The 15071-nt window shown below is 40.9% G+C and carries 13 protein-coding genes and 4 tRNA genes; 2 read left to right on the forward strand and 15 right to left on the reverse strand.

Annotated features, from left to right (window positions below):
* Positions 1–303: 303 nt before the first annotated feature.
* Entirely contained in the window at positions 304–1098 is a 795-nt protein-coding gene (locus PDT38_RS17375) for an alpha/beta fold hydrolase (RefSeq protein ID WP_270803360.1), read from the reverse strand.
* A gap of 112 nt (positions 1099–1210) precedes the next feature.
* On the opposite strand from PDT38_RS17375, the gene PDT38_RS17380 reads away from it, so the two are divergent.
* A complete protein-coding gene (locus tag PDT38_RS17380; RefSeq protein ID WP_270803361.1) occupies positions 1211–1588 on the forward strand; it encodes a winged helix-turn-helix transcriptional regulator in 378 nt (125 codons plus the stop codon).
* A gap of 243 nt (positions 1589–1831) precedes the next feature.
* Here the strand turns inward: PDT38_RS17380 and PDT38_RS17385 are convergent, their stop codons facing one another.
* The 3 genes from PDT38_RS17385 to PDT38_RS17395 all read right to left on the reverse strand — a co-directional run bounded on the left by PDT38_RS17385 (position 1832) and on the right by PDT38_RS17395 (position 4246).
* A complete protein-coding gene (locus PDT38_RS17385) occupies positions 1832–2695 on the reverse strand; it encodes an NAD(P)-dependent oxidoreductase (protein ID WP_270803362.1) in 864 nt (287 codons plus the stop codon).
* Between the two features lie 66 nt (positions 2696–2761).
* Positions 2762–3859, reverse strand: a complete 1098-nt coding sequence (locus PDT38_RS17390; protein WP_270803363.1) for a DNA alkylation repair protein — start codon at positions 3857–3859, stop codon at positions 2762–2764.
* 63 nt (positions 3860–3922) lie between these two features.
* Positions 3923–4246, reverse strand: a complete 324-nt coding sequence (locus tag PDT38_RS17395) for a hypothetical protein (RefSeq protein ID WP_270803364.1) — start codon at positions 4244–4246, stop codon at positions 3923–3925.
* Positions 4247–4467: 221 nt separating this feature from the next.
* Between PDT38_RS17395 and PDT38_RS17400 the strand changes: the two genes are divergently transcribed.
* Entirely contained in the window at positions 4468–5412 is a 945-nt protein-coding gene (locus PDT38_RS17400) for a helix-turn-helix transcriptional regulator (RefSeq protein ID WP_270803365.1), read from the forward strand.
* A gap of 609 nt (positions 5413–6021) precedes the next feature.
* On the opposite strand, the gene PDT38_RS17405 is transcribed toward PDT38_RS17400, so the two are convergent.
* The 11 genes from PDT38_RS17405 to PDT38_RS17455 all read right to left on the reverse strand — a co-directional run bounded on the left by PDT38_RS17405 (position 6022) and on the right by PDT38_RS17455 (position 14828).
* Positions 6022–6705 carry a DUF4386 domain-containing protein gene (locus tag PDT38_RS17405; protein WP_270803366.1) on the reverse strand — a complete coding sequence of 228 codons (684 nt, stop codon included), beginning with the start codon at positions 6703–6705 and terminating at the stop codon, positions 6022–6024.
* Positions 6706–7065: 360 nt separating this feature from the next.
* A complete protein-coding gene (gene glmS / locus PDT38_RS17410) occupies positions 7066–8868 on the reverse strand; it encodes a glutamine--fructose-6-phosphate transaminase (isomerizing) (protein ID WP_270803367.1) in 1803 nt (600 codons plus the stop codon).
* A 429-nt stretch (positions 8869–9297) separates the two neighbouring features.
* Entirely contained in the window at positions 9298–10641 is a 1344-nt protein-coding gene (gene glmM, locus PDT38_RS17415; RefSeq protein ID WP_270803368.1) for a phosphoglucosamine mutase, read from the reverse strand.
* A gap of 20 nt (positions 10642–10661) precedes the next feature.
* Entirely contained in the window at positions 10662–11978 is a 1317-nt protein-coding gene (locus tag PDT38_RS17420) for a CdaR family protein (protein WP_270803369.1), read from the reverse strand.
* Positions 11971–12792, reverse strand: coding sequence for a diadenylate cyclase CdaA (gene cdaA / locus PDT38_RS17425; protein ID WP_270803370.1), 822 nt, complete (start codon positions 12790–12792; stop codon positions 11971–11973). The genes PDT38_RS17420 and cdaA overlap by 8 nt, the downstream gene beginning before the upstream one ends.
* Positions 12793–12928: 136 nt before the next feature.
* The gene (rsiW, locus tag PDT38_RS17430; protein ID WP_270803371.1) at positions 12929–13567 is read right to left on the reverse strand and encodes an anti-sigma-W factor RsiW; all 639 of its coding nucleotides are present in this window, start codon (positions 13565–13567) and stop codon (positions 12929–12931) included.
* A 13-nt stretch (positions 13568–13580) separates the two neighbouring features.
* Positions 13581–14144: an RNA polymerase sigma factor SigW gene (gene sigW, locus PDT38_RS17435; protein ID WP_270803372.1), complete on the reverse strand. Its 564-nt coding sequence runs from the start codon at positions 14142–14144 to the stop codon at positions 13581–13583.
* A 321-nt stretch (positions 14145–14465) separates the two neighbouring features.
* Positions 14466–14537: transfer RNA gene (locus tag PDT38_RS17440), tRNA-Gln, on the reverse strand.
* Between the two features lie 4 nt (positions 14538–14541).
* Positions 14542–14626 (reverse strand) — tRNA-Tyr (locus PDT38_RS17445).
* A 9-nt stretch (positions 14627–14635) separates the two neighbouring features.
* A tRNA-Thr gene (locus tag PDT38_RS17450) sits at positions 14636–14708 on the reverse strand.
* A 44-nt stretch (positions 14709–14752) separates the two neighbouring features.
* Positions 14753–14828 (reverse strand) — tRNA-Val (locus tag PDT38_RS17455).
* Between the last annotated feature and the right edge of the window lie 243 nt (positions 14829–15071).

The raw sequence follows: 15071 nt of genomic DNA on the forward strand, positions 1-15071 counted from the left end.
ATAGATGAATCATCCATTCCCTCTCGTGTTAAATGTCGCATTATGATATATAAGAACCTCTTTTAAAATTCTTATCAATTATCTATGACTGATAAACAAAAGTGTAGATTAGAGTATCCGGTTAATCATGAAAGCTATAACTCGATAAATTTTCCTGGGTACTGCCTGCTCCCCCATCCCCAAAAGAACTAGGAGATAATATGCTGTATCGCGATTAAAATCAAATTCTCCCCTTGTAATTTTTCTATCTATATACAAACTCTTCGCATGCGTGTCTAGTCTCGATTTCAGGCATAAAAATAATTATAAATTTAAAGTGACAAAACGGGATACTTCATCAATGAGAGTTTCACTTTTTTCCCAAGGAACCAAATGTCCTGATGGAATTTCTCGATATTCGGCCCCTTTTATTAATGATGCAAGTTCTCTAGCGTTTTCAATGGGCACCATTCGATCGTAGGTTAAGCCAATTACTAGAACAGGTGCGACGATCCTATTAAGTAAAGGGCGAATATTGATGCGACTATCCAATTCAGATTGCCGATCCGTTCCCTTGGCTAGCATTCCTGCAAATTGATTTGACATTTGATCCAATTCCTCTAAGTTATTGAATTGATTATAAAAATTAGGACTAAATCCGCTATACATCAAAAATTGTGCAAAAAGCCTACGGTCTATATGAAAAAGTTTTTGCCAAAGTGCAAATTGAAACGCTGAAGCTAAATCGCTTTCTACCCAACCAGCTATTAATGTAGCTGATTTTACTTGTTTTGGATACTTGGCTGCAATTGCTGCTGCAATTTCTGCACCTAGCGAATATCCAACGATATGGAATTCGTTGATACCTTCTTGCAGAACTGCTTGAATGTTCTGTTCAACCAAATCATCTAGTTGCAGTTTCTCTCCACTATCCAATGTCTCACCAGAACCGCTGTAATTAGGTGAAACAATAGTGTATGAACCAGCTAGAGATTTGATCATATCTCCCCAAGTATTTTCATATGTGCCACCTGTTCCGTGTATTAGCAACAACCCAGGTCCATTTCCTTCAACAGAATATGTTACATCAACACTACCCACTCGGACGATTTTTTTCATATTAGCCTCCTTGAAATGCTATATTGTTTACAAATTGAATCATACATAATAAACTCAAAAAAAATAAGTACGTACTTTTTTGTTCAATACTTACCAGAAGGGAAGTTATGCAATGGTAATGAATCAAACAATATATGAAATGAACGGAAAACAATTTCAATGTCCTATCGAGCTTTCTGTTTCAATTTTTTCCGGAAAATGGAAAACTACAATCATTTGTCAGCTTCTTGAAGGAAAAAAACGCTATGGTGAGCTTAATAAGAATATTGTAGGAATTACCCATAAAATGCTTGCTCAACAATTACGTGAACTGGAGGAAGCAGGGATTGTCCATAGGCAAGTATATCCGGCCACTCCACCAAAGGTTGAATATAAGTTGACAGTTCTCGGAGAAGGATTGAGACCAATTGTCGAATATTTGCAGGAATGGGGTAAGCACTTTGAATCCAGTATATCGACTGAGCCAGAGTCGGCTATTCCGAAAGAATAAGAAGATTAGTAAGGGGAGGACTGTAATAAATAGGGTAAAGACAGGAAGCATAAAATAAATGCTAAGGAAATTCAATAAAGAAAAAAGCGATAATTCCTTGACGCAGAAATTATCGCTTTTAGATTATAAAGGATCGATTGCTCCTAAACATCTTCTTGCGTTCAAGCTCCCTCTCTCTGTATGTCTCACCAAATTGGGGCTTTGCCTCCCAAGATATTGTACATTTCGATATCCAGCAATGTCCTATCGCATCACTTTAATAAGGGCTCCAAGTTCCTCATGCCCATATCCAGCAGCCAAGGCCTTCTTAAAAAGTCCTTGGGCAAACACCGGAAATTCATTGTTAATGCCAGCTTCACGAGCTTGTTCCATGAGGAGCTCTACTGTTGTCATACACATATTTACAGAACTCTGTGGATTATCGTATGTCTCTGATTGTATGACTTCACTCTCATACTTGATAACATGACCGACAACCTGTGAGACATGAGCAATCATGGACCCAAAAGCAGCCACGTTAAGGCCATCCGACTCAAGGATACGTGCCGCATGAAAAAATCCGAGATACGAACCAAATAAGTATGAAAGAAACGCCAATTCTGTCGAAGATGCTGCGCTAACCTGCTCTCCAAGGTAAGACACATTTCCGGCCAAGCATTTCAAAACCAGCTCACTCTGTTGAAAAGCGGTTATGGAGCCTGATGTGAAGATTGTAGCGTCCGGTTCACCCATCTGGGGCGGTGAAGCCGCTATGGCTCCGTCGAGATATTCCGCATGACGTTCGCGAGACCATGCTTCATTGTCCCGTGCTTGCTGAGGGCTTCCTGTGGTCAACTGGACAAGAACGCGACCCGCGAGAACAGATCTGACCTCCTCTGTATCCAAAATACTGTATGAAGTCTTATAGTTAGACACGCAGATAATCGACACCGTGCTTGCACTTATAGCTGAAGCCGCACTGGGAGCAAGGATAGCTCCTTCTTTGACGATCGGTTCCGCCTTTGCGCTGGATCGGTTCCATACTGTCACTCGATAGCCATTTTGAAGCAACACGTGAGCCAGTGCTGTGCCCATTGATCCCAAACCGATTACAGATACATTTCTCATATTGTCTCCTCCATGTCATAAAGTTCTAAATCAAAGTATCGACCTTTTCAGTTGTAAACGTTGTTCTCACGCGGGCTCTGTTGTAGCGGTAACATAAAAATTTGTTGCTGCTAACTCTATTCCATTTATAATTACGGATAGTCGATGTTTGCCCGGATAATGCTTACGTGTTGTCAAATCCTTGAAATGGTGGGCCCTGAAGTATTGCCGCTCCACTTTGTTGAAGTTGTGTTCTGTTACCTTGAATAGCTTTCTAGATGTCGTGCGGTTCGCTTTAACAAAATCTATCGCGTATTCGACCCGTAGCCGCTGAGTAACAGAAGAGTTGGTTCGGATCGAAAAAGAAAAGTTGAGAGTTTGACCGATTGCCACGGTTTCTTCTTCCAGCGATAAACCACTTACCGTCACATCAGGCGAATTCTCAAATCCAAACAAGGAAAGCACATCTGGATCACCTTTTCGCAGCAAACCGCGACAACCGTGTTTGACAATCCAATTGGTCTGCAGGTTCTCTCCGTACCAATCTTGGGCGAGTCGTTTGATTTGTTCGGGGTGATCCTTAGATATATCGTTCAGATTATTAGCAACGCTTTTCTGCACGTAAACAGATGGATCACTCTTGAGTTTTTCCAATACTGGAAAAATTGGTGATGGATCAGCTTTGAATATTTTCAAAGCCATCGCCCATGGCAATCGGGGACGACAGCCTTCACTGGCTAGCCGTCTGATGTGATGATCAGAATGGCTTGCCCACTGTAGCATTTGGTCCATCATTCTAACGGGATCTTGCACAATAAATGGACGAACGGCAAACTCTGAACTGGAAAAAGGTGTGAATCGTTCCAGTGCGGGAATGGAGGCTGTCCAATCTTCAAGCCCGTATACTTCCACGAAATCTGGAAAGAACAAGTATTCGACTCCTCTACATTGGGGAGCGACTTGGTACAAGACCGATAATGCGTCTCTATAGGACGCAGGCAGTGTTAATTGCAAAGAGTTGGTTATATGCCGGATACGTTGTTTTAATCTTTCCTGTTCCCAGCGGTCGTCGTAGATCAAATTTAAAAACTTTGTTGAGTCAAATGCTGGATACTTGAGTTTGACGTTAGCCATAAATCGGTTGAAAAAATCCAGAGTATATTTACCCGCAAATGTATCTGCCATGTTTCATCTCCTTTCTTGAATGATCGTCATCATGCAAATGGACAACGGTACGATACCACTTCCCTACATGCTCAGATTAGCTGGGACCAGATGCCGTAGCATAATCTCTCTTGAATCAATCATTGACACAAAAGTTTGGAAAGCAGGAACAGACCTGAGTTGGTCCATCGCTTTCAATGCTACATCCATATTGGACCAGTATATGATGTCCGTCCATTGGGTTTCATCTGGCGTATGCAGCAAAGTGCGTCCTTTAAACCCAGACATTTCCGTCTGTAGTGCCTCAGTGAGTGCGGCAGCCGCACGACAAAAACGGTGCTTATTCGTCCCTTCCCTCAACTTGAACAAAACCATTTCCATCACGTATTGTTGATTCACCAGCTCCATTTTCTTAATTCCCCTCGTTTTATATTTGAAGATCCCATTTACTATTCTTGAAAAAGGTCAGTATCCGCCATAAGACAAAAAACGCAACATGGCTATACGAAATCGCATGTTTGAACCCTCCTTGGTGTGTAAAATTGACTTCAAGGTTAAGTATACGGGATAATAGTGCCAAGTAATGGCATCATTATCATAATGAGAGTGTGAAAAGGAGGGAACTATTCATGCACAAAGCACAGCGACTCATTCACCTTATGATGAAGGTCAATGAACGCAAAAAGTTTACGATACAGGAGATGGCAGACGAATGCGGCGTTTCACGCCGAACAATGATTCGCGATTTGATGGAGCTGAGCGAACTGGGTGTGCCGCTCTATTCCGAGGCAGGGCCTAGAGGCGGTTATCGCGTTTTACGAGAGAAGGTGCTGCCGCCCATCAGTTTTACAGAACATGAGGCGATCGCTTTATTTTTTGCTTGCCAATCGTTACGCAATTACAAATCTCTCCCCTTCAAAAATGAAGTGGATACCGCGTTGCATAAGTTTTTTCATTACTTGTCGAGTGAGCTAAAGCAAAAGATCGAACGCATGCAACAACGCCTTATATTTTGGGTTCCTCCACATGAGATGGAAGTTTCTTTCTTGGAGGAACTACTTGAGGCTGCACTGGAGCAACGCGTTGTCACAATCATGTATGAAGCTTCTTCGCGTCGAGAAAGAATGATCCAACCACTTGGGATATATACAATGAACGGGTTATGGTACTGCCAGGCTTACTGCTTCTTAGCAGAGGATTATCGATTGTTTCGCGTCGATCGAGTGAAGAATTTCTCGCTTGAGGCCGACCAAAGCAGGCGATTGAACACAGATGAGGAGCAGATTCAGACATGGATCATGCGAATGGATGAGAGTGATACATTGGAACTTGAGGTGGAGTTGACGCCGGAGGGTGTACGACGATGCCGATCAGACTTATGGTTAAGCCGATGGATCGATCTGCGCGAAGACGGCTCAGGTACAGTTTGTACAAAGATGAGCGCATCATATGTGCCATGGGCGGTACATTTTTTCCTCGGCTTTGGCATGGAGGCGAACGTGAAGCGTCCAGATGTGGTACGCGAACAAATACAAAACAAGCTCCAGGAGCTCATCAAACAATACGAACATTAGAGAATGTGTACTCACAAAAGCAGCAATCCTCCGAGTTGTTAGTGGTTCTTGTCAACCTTAAAATGAATTGGTCGTCAAGTTGAAACATATGTCTTTTTTTATTTCAAAAGACATGTACTTCATTGGAAGGCTTCGCTTTCTAAAAAGAATTTATTTCCGTTCTTTTATATTGATTTCGTTTAACCAGTTACCCATTATTTCAAGGATTCATATTTGTGTAACACCCTTTTTCATTAAATGACTTGTTTACCAAATCATCATCTTCAACAATCAGGCCTGATTGTTGAAGAGATATTGGGCGTCCAAGAAATAAACTTCCATATAATTCATACATATTCAAACAATATTTACAAAGGACGCTTCTGTCCCCGTTAAGGCATAGACAACGTTGAGATTCTCCTAAATAAATACTAACGAATCCAATCTGTCTTTAACTTTTAAAAGCTTCTCGCCTTATGGGGTAATAACAGGGTAGCTGCTCTAGACTGCAAAGTAGCAAAAAGTATAAGTATTTATTCTCTTTTCAATATAATAGATCGGAACCGTATCGCTTCTGTTATATGAATTGCTTGGGCGGCCACATTCAAAATCAATACATACATATTTAACTCATTTGTAATTTGAATCATTAACAGGATTGAAGCTTTTAATCATCAGATAAACAGCCAGAACCAACTCAAATATAGCTGTTGGTGTATTCATAATAAAGTAAATAGGTGTTGCTATCTTAATTAAGTCAAACATCAACAGAAATGTTGCTATTAGAGTAAGGATAGAGCCAATCATCCCCCAGACTGATAGCCATTTTGGAATAAGTTTCATTTGAAAAAAGCAAAAATATAGTATTAAACCACCTAAACTCCACGGTAGAATCATTACAACATGATTCATCCAATCCCTACCTACTCTAAGTAATTCCCCTATAGTTTGGAAATAGGATGAGTTTGGCTGACCCTCTATTATAAAACGTTCACTTATGAATAATAGTAGCAGAAGAGAAGCTATTCCAATAAAAAGAATTGCTGCCCCAATCATTCTGAATCCGAAATAACTAAGGGCAAGTTTTTCATTATATCTCTTAATGATTGGATATAATAATACCGCAATACATACATATACAGTGGCCATCATAAATTGACAAAATACAGCGATCAATACTTGCATTTTGATCGATGATAATTTCATAAGGTAATCGGGTTGCTCTAAAGCTGGAACCGATGATAGTATCCCAAAAACGATTCCTAAAATTAACAGTATTCCAAATGTTATGGCTGTTTTCCTATTGGTATTCATCATTCAATCCTCCTCATAATTTTATATCTTATATCACTCAGAAATTTTGTTTCTCCTGTGTATACATCCCCCTTTTATATAATATACGCTAACTACAAGTATTAGTTTCATAATTTTCAGAAATCAATACCAACTTATTCCTCAACCTCCTTTTTCAAGAAACCTGCTTAATAACAATTAATTACCACCGATTATTCCTAATGCCAAGTTTTAAATGATGGTATGTAGAATTTAGCCTTGTTTAAAGCTATGCTAATTTATCAGAATAAAAAAACAATCCCTTACGAACATATGATCGAAAGGGATTGTTTTTATAAACTTTATTTAAAAATCAACAAAACTTTTCTAAAAACTAATGATCTACTCCACCGTCACACTTTTCGCCAAGTTCCGTGGCTTATCAACATCACAGCCACGGTGCAGAGCAGCGTAGTAAGCGATCAGCTGCAGCGGGATGACTGAGGCAAGCGGTGCGAGTTCTGGGTGTACTTCTGGAAGTATGAATCTGTCGCCTGCATCTTCTAAGCCTTTCAGTGAGATCACGCATGTATTGGCGCCGCGGGCAGCCACTTCTTTGACATTTCCGCGAATGCTCAAGTTGACATGCTCTTGAGTAGCCAATGCAAATACTGGTGTTCCTTCTTCAATTAAGGCTATCGTACCGTGTTTTAATTCACCGCCAGCAAAACCTTCTGCCTGAATATAAGAAATTTCTTTCAGTTTTAAGGCGCCTTCGACACAGACGAAGTAGTCAAGGCCGCGCCCGATGAAGAAAGCATTTCTGGAGACAGCCAGATATTCGCGAGCAATCATTTCTAACTCGTCTTTTTGGCCGCAAAGGACTTCCATCGCATTTGCGACAATACCAAGTTCATGAACAAGATCAAAACCGATCTCAGCACCGTTTCGTTCCGCAGCAACAGATGCTAAGATACCAAGAACTGCAATTTGTGCTGTGTATGCTTTTGTTGATGCAACCGCAATCTCTGGTCCTGCGTAAAGTAACAATGTGTAATCAGCTTCACGGGAAAGTGTTGATCCAGGTACATTTGTAAGTGTCAGCGCTTTGTGACCCAGTTTTTTCACTTGTACAAGGACAGCCCGGCTATCTGCTGTTTCACCACTTTGAGAAATAAAGATAAACAGCGGTTTCTGAGATAGCAATGGCATGTTGTATGAGAATTCACTTGCGACATGGACTTCAGTCGGAACTTTTGCCCATGATTCAATGAATTGTTTCCCAACAAGACCCGCATGATAGCTGGTGCCACACGCAATAATATAAACGCGGTCTGCTTGGGCAACGGCATCTGCAATATCACCTGGTATGGATAACTTGCCATGTTCATTTTGGTATGTTTGAATAATCTTCCGCATCACGAGCGGCTGTTCATCAATTTCTTTTAACATGTAGTGAGGGTATGTGCCTTTTTCAATATCGCTTGCATCTAGCTCAGCAATATAAGAGGCACGGGACATGATTTCGCCATCAAAGTTTTTAATCACAACTTTTTTGTCAGTGACGATGACCATCTCTTTGTCCATGAGCTCCACATATTCATTTGTCACTTGAAGCATTGCCATCGCATCTGATGCAACAACATTGAATGTATCTCCAAGACCAACAAGCAATGGGCTTTTATTTTTCGCAACATAGATTGTTTCTTTGTTGTTGTTGTCGAACAAGGCAATCGCATAAGAGCCTTTAAGGAGCGTCAGCGTTTTTCGGAAAGCTTCTTCTGTTCCAAGGCCTCCATTGACAAATTGCTCAATCACTTGAACAACAACCTCTGTATCTGTATCACTTTTCAGTTCCACATCTTGTAAATACTCGCGTGTCAGCTGAACATAATTCTCGATAACACCGTTATGAACAATTGTAAAACGACCTGATGCACTTGGATGAGGGTGTGCATTTATACGGCTTGGTTCGCCATGAGTTGCCCAACGTGTGTGTCCAATTCCGGCTTGTGACATCACTGATTCATCAACAGCTGCACGAAGATCAGCAATCCGACCTTTTTCCTTGAAGACATGGATACCATCTTCATTCGCAATCGCAATCCCTGCTGAATCATAACCGCGGTACTCTAATTTTTCTAACCCTTTTAATAAAATCTCTTTTGCATCAAGCTGTCCAATATAACCTACAATACCACACATATTTCTCTTCCTCCTGAGTTTGCAGGAAGGAGACGAAGAAGGCCAGCTTTAAGATGGGGACATCTTCGTCCCCTCCTACATGTTTGATGGAAGATCATGTGATTTTCCTTTGTTCAAAGAGTCACCTCTTTGGTTTAAGAAAATCCTTGCGGCTGTGATCTTTAGTGGTCAGCCGGGAGGCATCCGCCGAATATTCGATAACCTCCATCCTCGTCAACTAAGCTTGTTGTCCGTTCAGCTTAGTTCGGGCGCTATCATTATAGAATTAAACCTCTATCCACCTTTCCTTTTAAAATAAAACAAGACAAGCTGATTTTACTACACAGAAAAAGAACCGTCAAACAATTTTTTCAGTTTGAAAATCGATTCTCTTTAACATATGTTCGTTCAGCATGTCTTGTTCATCGATCTTTCTTAAATGGTTAAAACTTATGCTCCCATCTCTGTTTTGACAACCTCAACAATGCGGCTGACATATTCATCGCAAAGTTCTTTCGTTCTTGCTTCAGCCATCACACGAACAAGTGGTTCTGTACCTGATGGGCGCACAAGGATCCGGCCGTCACCATTCATGTCTTGTTCGACTTGTTTGATCACTGCTTTCACTTTTTCGTTTTCTGTCACTTTATACTTATCTGTTACTTTAACGTTGATCAAAAGTTGCGGGAATTTCTGCATTTCTGCAGCAAGCTCGGATAATGGTTTTCCCGTCATTTTCATCGTATTCAACAGCATAATTGCTGAAAGTAAACCGTCACCTGTTGTATTGTAATCAAGAAAAATTAAGTGTCCTGATTGTTCACCGCCCAGATTATAGCTGTCTCTTTTCATTGCTTCAACAACATAGCGGTCTCCGACAGCCGTTTGAACACTTTTTATTCCTTCCGCACCAAGCGCTTTATAAAAACCGAGGTTACTCATGACAGTAGAAACAACCGTATCATCAATCAAACGTCCCTCATGTTTCAGGTATTTCGCACATATATACATAATTTGATCACCGTCAACGATTTCTCCCTTTTCATCAACAGCAATTAAACGATCTCCATCACCATCAAATGCCAATCCAACATCTGCTCCTTTTTCTTTTACAAATGCTGAAAGAGCTTCAGGATGTGTTGAACCAACTCTATCATTAATATTTAATCCATTTGGTGATGTTCCCATTGTTGAAACATCCGCATCAAGATCAGCAAACAGGTGAGTCGCTAGCGGTGAAGTCGCTCCATGTGCACAATCAAGGGCGATATGAATACCTGTGAAATCCTCATCAGCAGTTTGCTTTAAGAATTGCAAATACTTTTGTCCGCCTTCAAAGTAGTCATTCACCATCCCGAGGTCACTTCCAACAGGTCTTGGCAGGTTATCTTCTGCCTGGTCCATCAAGTACTCGATTTCAAGTTCTTGATCATCAGACAGTTTAAAACCGTCACCACCAAAAAATTTGATTCCGTTGTCTTCAACAGGATTGTGAGACGCTGAAATCATCACGCCCGCTTCCGCATCCATTGCTTTTGTTAAATACGCTACTCCAGGTGTTGAAATAACGCCTAACCGCATGACTTCCGCTCCAATTGACAGGAGACCAGCAACTAAGGCTCCTTCTAGCATATGTCCGGAAATGCGTGTGTCACGGCCGATTAATACCTTGGGACGTTTTTTATCCTTTGTCAGGACATAACCTCCAAACCTTCCGACTTTAAAGGCCAGTTCCGGTGTAAGTTCACTGTTTGCCACACCTCTCACACCGTCTGTTCCAAAATACTTGCCCATTCATATCGCTCCTTTTTGATTCATGAAGATTGTGAATCTGTATCAGAATGATCTTGATCTGTGTCATCCTGATCATCTGTGTCACTTTCTTTTTGAGATGTTTTAGAAGAAATTCTCACTTTGACATTTTTCGGCAGTGACCATGTGATATTCTGTGGTCCATTTACTTCAAGTTTAACGTGATGCACACCATCGTTTAAATCCGCCACATTGACATAGAGTTCTATGTCTGACGACTGAAGTTTGGCTAGTTCAGCCGCAGATCCCTTTGCCGTAATATCAAGCTTTCCCGTTTTTGGATCGAGAAACTCGAGAGTCCGAGTGTCATTCAGTCCTACGGTTTTAATTGGCACGTTTTTTATCGTGTTCTCTTCTTCTTTATCTACTTTTACCTTGACTTTTACTTTTTCAGGTGACACTTTATGAGCACCCTTTGGCACTGGAACATCAACTTCCAATTCAGTGTTATCTTTAATTTTACTTAAATCAATTTTAGCGCCGTCAATAAATTCTAACGAATCAAGAACATTTTTTGGACCGTAAACTGTCACTTCTCCTGGACTCGTATCCAGGTTTGAAATGCTAATCCCACTAGGAAGTTTTCCTTTCCGCTCAAGCTTGATCGGAACCTTTTTACTTGGACTTGTCACGGGAACAGTGATTTTGACGACAGACGGGGCGACCTCTAGCGGAAGAACATTTCCATCACCATCATAAACCGTCAGTTTCGTTTCTTTTTCAATCGTCTGATCTACACCTTCCAAATTAACCATCGCCTTAATATTTTCAATTCGGTCAATGACAGTTTTTGACCCTGTAACACTGACATTTCTCGGATTGATAATCGGCTGTTCTGGTGTAAAGCCTTTTTTCATTTTATTTTTATTGTAAAACTCAACCTCAACCGGAAATTCCTTCGTTATTTTTTCTTCAATTGTTACAGTTGCTACCGAAGGATTAATCGAAATACTAACCCCCTCAGTAACATTTCTCGCCTTTAATTCCACTTTATGTCTTCCTGTTTTCAAATGTTGCATATCTGCATAAATTTCAAAATCTTTTACTTGCCTTACTTTCTTTACAGTACCCGTCGGCCCTTTGATAGTGACATTCACACTTTGTGGAACACCAGTTACAACATAATTTTCATCATCATAATAAGACTTCACCGGGATGTCAGTCAACGTTACTTCATCTGTAGTGGATATCGGAAAAAGCCAGTCCATTGGTTTTTTCGGAGTCGGCACTTGTGCACTATGGACCGCAAAGTAAAGAAGAAAAGCAAATAATAATGCAACAACTTTAACAGCCCAAGGATTTTTTAAGAACTTATCCATTCTTCTTCCCCCTCCAATACCAGCGAATCGAGGAAGTTTCCCGGGAATTTTTCTTAAATTCTGCTGTGAGCATATCTTTCAATTCCTCTTCCGATAAACCGCGATGAAGATTACCGTTTTTTGCGACACTGATGCCTCCAGTTTCTTCAGATACAACAATCGTCAAACTGTCTGTCACTTCACTGATCCCTACCGCTGCTCTATGTCTTGTGCCAAGCTCTTTAGAAATAAACGGACTTTCAGAAAGAGGGAGGTAACAAGCCGCGGCAGCAACTTCATTATGTTTCATAATAACAGCTCCGTCATGAAGCGGTGTATTCGGAATAAAAATGTTAATCAATAGTTCAGAGCTAACCTTTGCATTCAAAGGAATCCCAGTTTCTATATAATCACCCATTCCGGTTTCTCGTTCTATGGTTAAAAGCGCTCCAATCCTCCGTTTTGCCATATAATGCATCGATTTTGTAATGGCGTCAATGACCTGCTGCTGTTGTTCCTCTTCAGGGTTTCCGGTACGAGAAAAAAACCTTCCTCGTCCCAGCTGTTCAAGCGCTCTTCTTAGTTCAGGCTGAAAAATAATGATAATCGCTAAAAAGCCCCATGTGATTGCTTGATCGACCAGCCATTGTAGCGTGTTTAAGCCGAAATACTGACTGGCCAGCCGGACAAGAACGATGACCACGATTCCCTTTAACAACTGAACCGCCTTTGTTCCGCGGATAACCATCATTAATTTATATATAACATACCAAACAAGGAGAATATCAACGGCATCGCCGAGGTACTGTAAGAAAGGGATATCCTCAAAAGCCATTTCCTCGTCCTCCAAGATCTCAGTCATGATTTAGATGTATATGTTTGAGTCATATCATTTTATATACAGAACGATTATATCACAATTTGTTTTCCCAAGTGAAACAGCCGCCTTCCGCACGAAAAGAGCAAAGCTCCTATTGTCCGCTTTGCTCTTCGTCATTGGAATGATTCAAACCAAAAATCGTCTTTCCGGTTGATTTTACTTTGTACCAGATCCAGTCAAATGCCTCATTTATTTCGTGAATCTGACCTGTAACTTGACCAGCTGAAGCTGTGTATTGTTCCCCATTGACGATGGTTACATCTCCATCAATCTTACCTTTAATGATAAGCTTTCCGTTTTTTACGGTTACATCTCCCTTTACAACTTTGCCTTCGGGTACGGTAACCGTGTTGTTTTCCACAACTAGATTGGAGTTATTTGACACACTGAAGTCTTGGTCATTTCTCCAGCTTGAAAAAAAGCTACCCCCCATTAATAAAACGAAAATAGCTACTGCAACGATAAACGGATGAGTTTTCAGCCATCGATGAATGAAAACCGTCCGTTTTTCCTTTGGCAGATTTGCCAATACATTGGCCGTAAAGTTTGCCGGAGCTGTAAGATGTGACGTACTTTGCACAAGAGCGATGGATTTTTCCATTTCGTGAAGATGTTTTCTGCATTCTTCACATGATTGTATGTGCTTCTTTAATCTCGATTCATCTTCCGAAGGAATGTCCCCATCGAGATATTTATGGATAAGCTGAACAATGTGCTCCGGACAGCTCATTTCATCACCCCACTTAAAGATCCCTTAATTGTTTTCTGAGAGCCTCTCTTCCTCTGTGTATTCTCGTTTTCACTGTACCTACGGGAATATTTAATATCTCACTGATTTCAACAAGGGAAAGCTCATCAATGTACTTTAATACGATGACAGTCCTGTATTTATCGGGAAGCCTTAAGATTTTTTCCTGAATCGTACTGTGCAGCTCCAAAGAAAGTAGTTCTTCCTCTGGAAGCGCAACATCCGCCGCTACTTGAGAATACATAGTCAGCCCTTCTGTTCCAGCCACTTCTGCATCCAAATAATAATCAGGCTTTTTTTTACGAATACGATCAATCGTTAAATTGGTCGCAATTCGGTAAAGCCATGTTGAAAATTTCCGGTTAATATCAAAGCTATCGATATTAACGTATGCTCTAATAAATGCTTCCTGCGCAATATCTTCCGCTTCATGCGCATTACCGAGCATACGGTAGCAAAGCTGATAAATTTTGTCTTTGTAAATGTCTACGATGTCTGCAAATGCATTACGATCGCCCTTTTTGACTTGTTTAATTCTTTTTTTTATCATCATTTCCATATTTATCTAACCTCTGCCTTCACCGGTCTTTAAACATACGAATTGAAATTTAAAAGGTTTCATTAAATTCATAAAAATAGTTTATCAAAATATAGGAAAGGTGTAGATAGCTAAAAACGGTTTACATCCTTAATATTAGTTTAAATTTATTTATCCAGATGAATATTTCGAAACTGAAACTTTTGATTAACCGCTTTCGAACCTTCTATAGCCTATCGATTTTATTAGGCGAGGTCAACATTCGCATAATATCTGTAAAACATTCAATCAACCAATTAAAATAACAACAAAAAAGACACCCTATAACAGGATGTCCAAAAACTGGGCTAGCTGGATTCGAACCAACGCATGACGGAGTCAAAGTCCGTTGCCTTACCGCTTGGCTATAGCCCAAAAATGGTGGAGGGGGACGGATTCGAACCGCCGAACCCTGAGGGAGCGGATTTACAGTCCGCCGCGTTTAGCCACTTCGCTACCCCTCCGAAAAACAGTGCCGGCCAGAGGACTTGAACCCCCAACCTACTGATTACAAGTCAGTTGCTCTACCAATTGAGCTAGACCGGCATATTGATACCTTATGCTGAAACAACCAAAGTGTTCCAAGAAAATGGTGGAGGATGACGGGCTCGAACCGCCGACCCTCTGCTTGTAAGGCAGATGCTCTCCCAGCTGAGCTAATCCTCCGAAGCACAGGACGTGCGAGTGCATGCGTTGCAACAGGACGTTGCGTCTTTAGCATGCCTTCCTTTTACTTTTAAAGTACAAGCACTGCATCATAACAGATGTTAACCCTTGATTTGAAGACGTGCATGCGTTGCAACAGGACGTTGCGTCTTTAGCATGCCTTCCTTTTACTTTTAAAGTACAAGCACTGCATCATAACAGATGTTAACCCTTGATTTGAAGACGTGCATGCGTTGCAACAGG

It is taken from the genome of Bacillus changyiensis, assembly GCF_027706145.1.
Taxonomy (GTDB): Bacteria; Bacillota; Bacilli; order Bacillales; family Bacillaceae; genus Bacillus; species Bacillus changyiensis.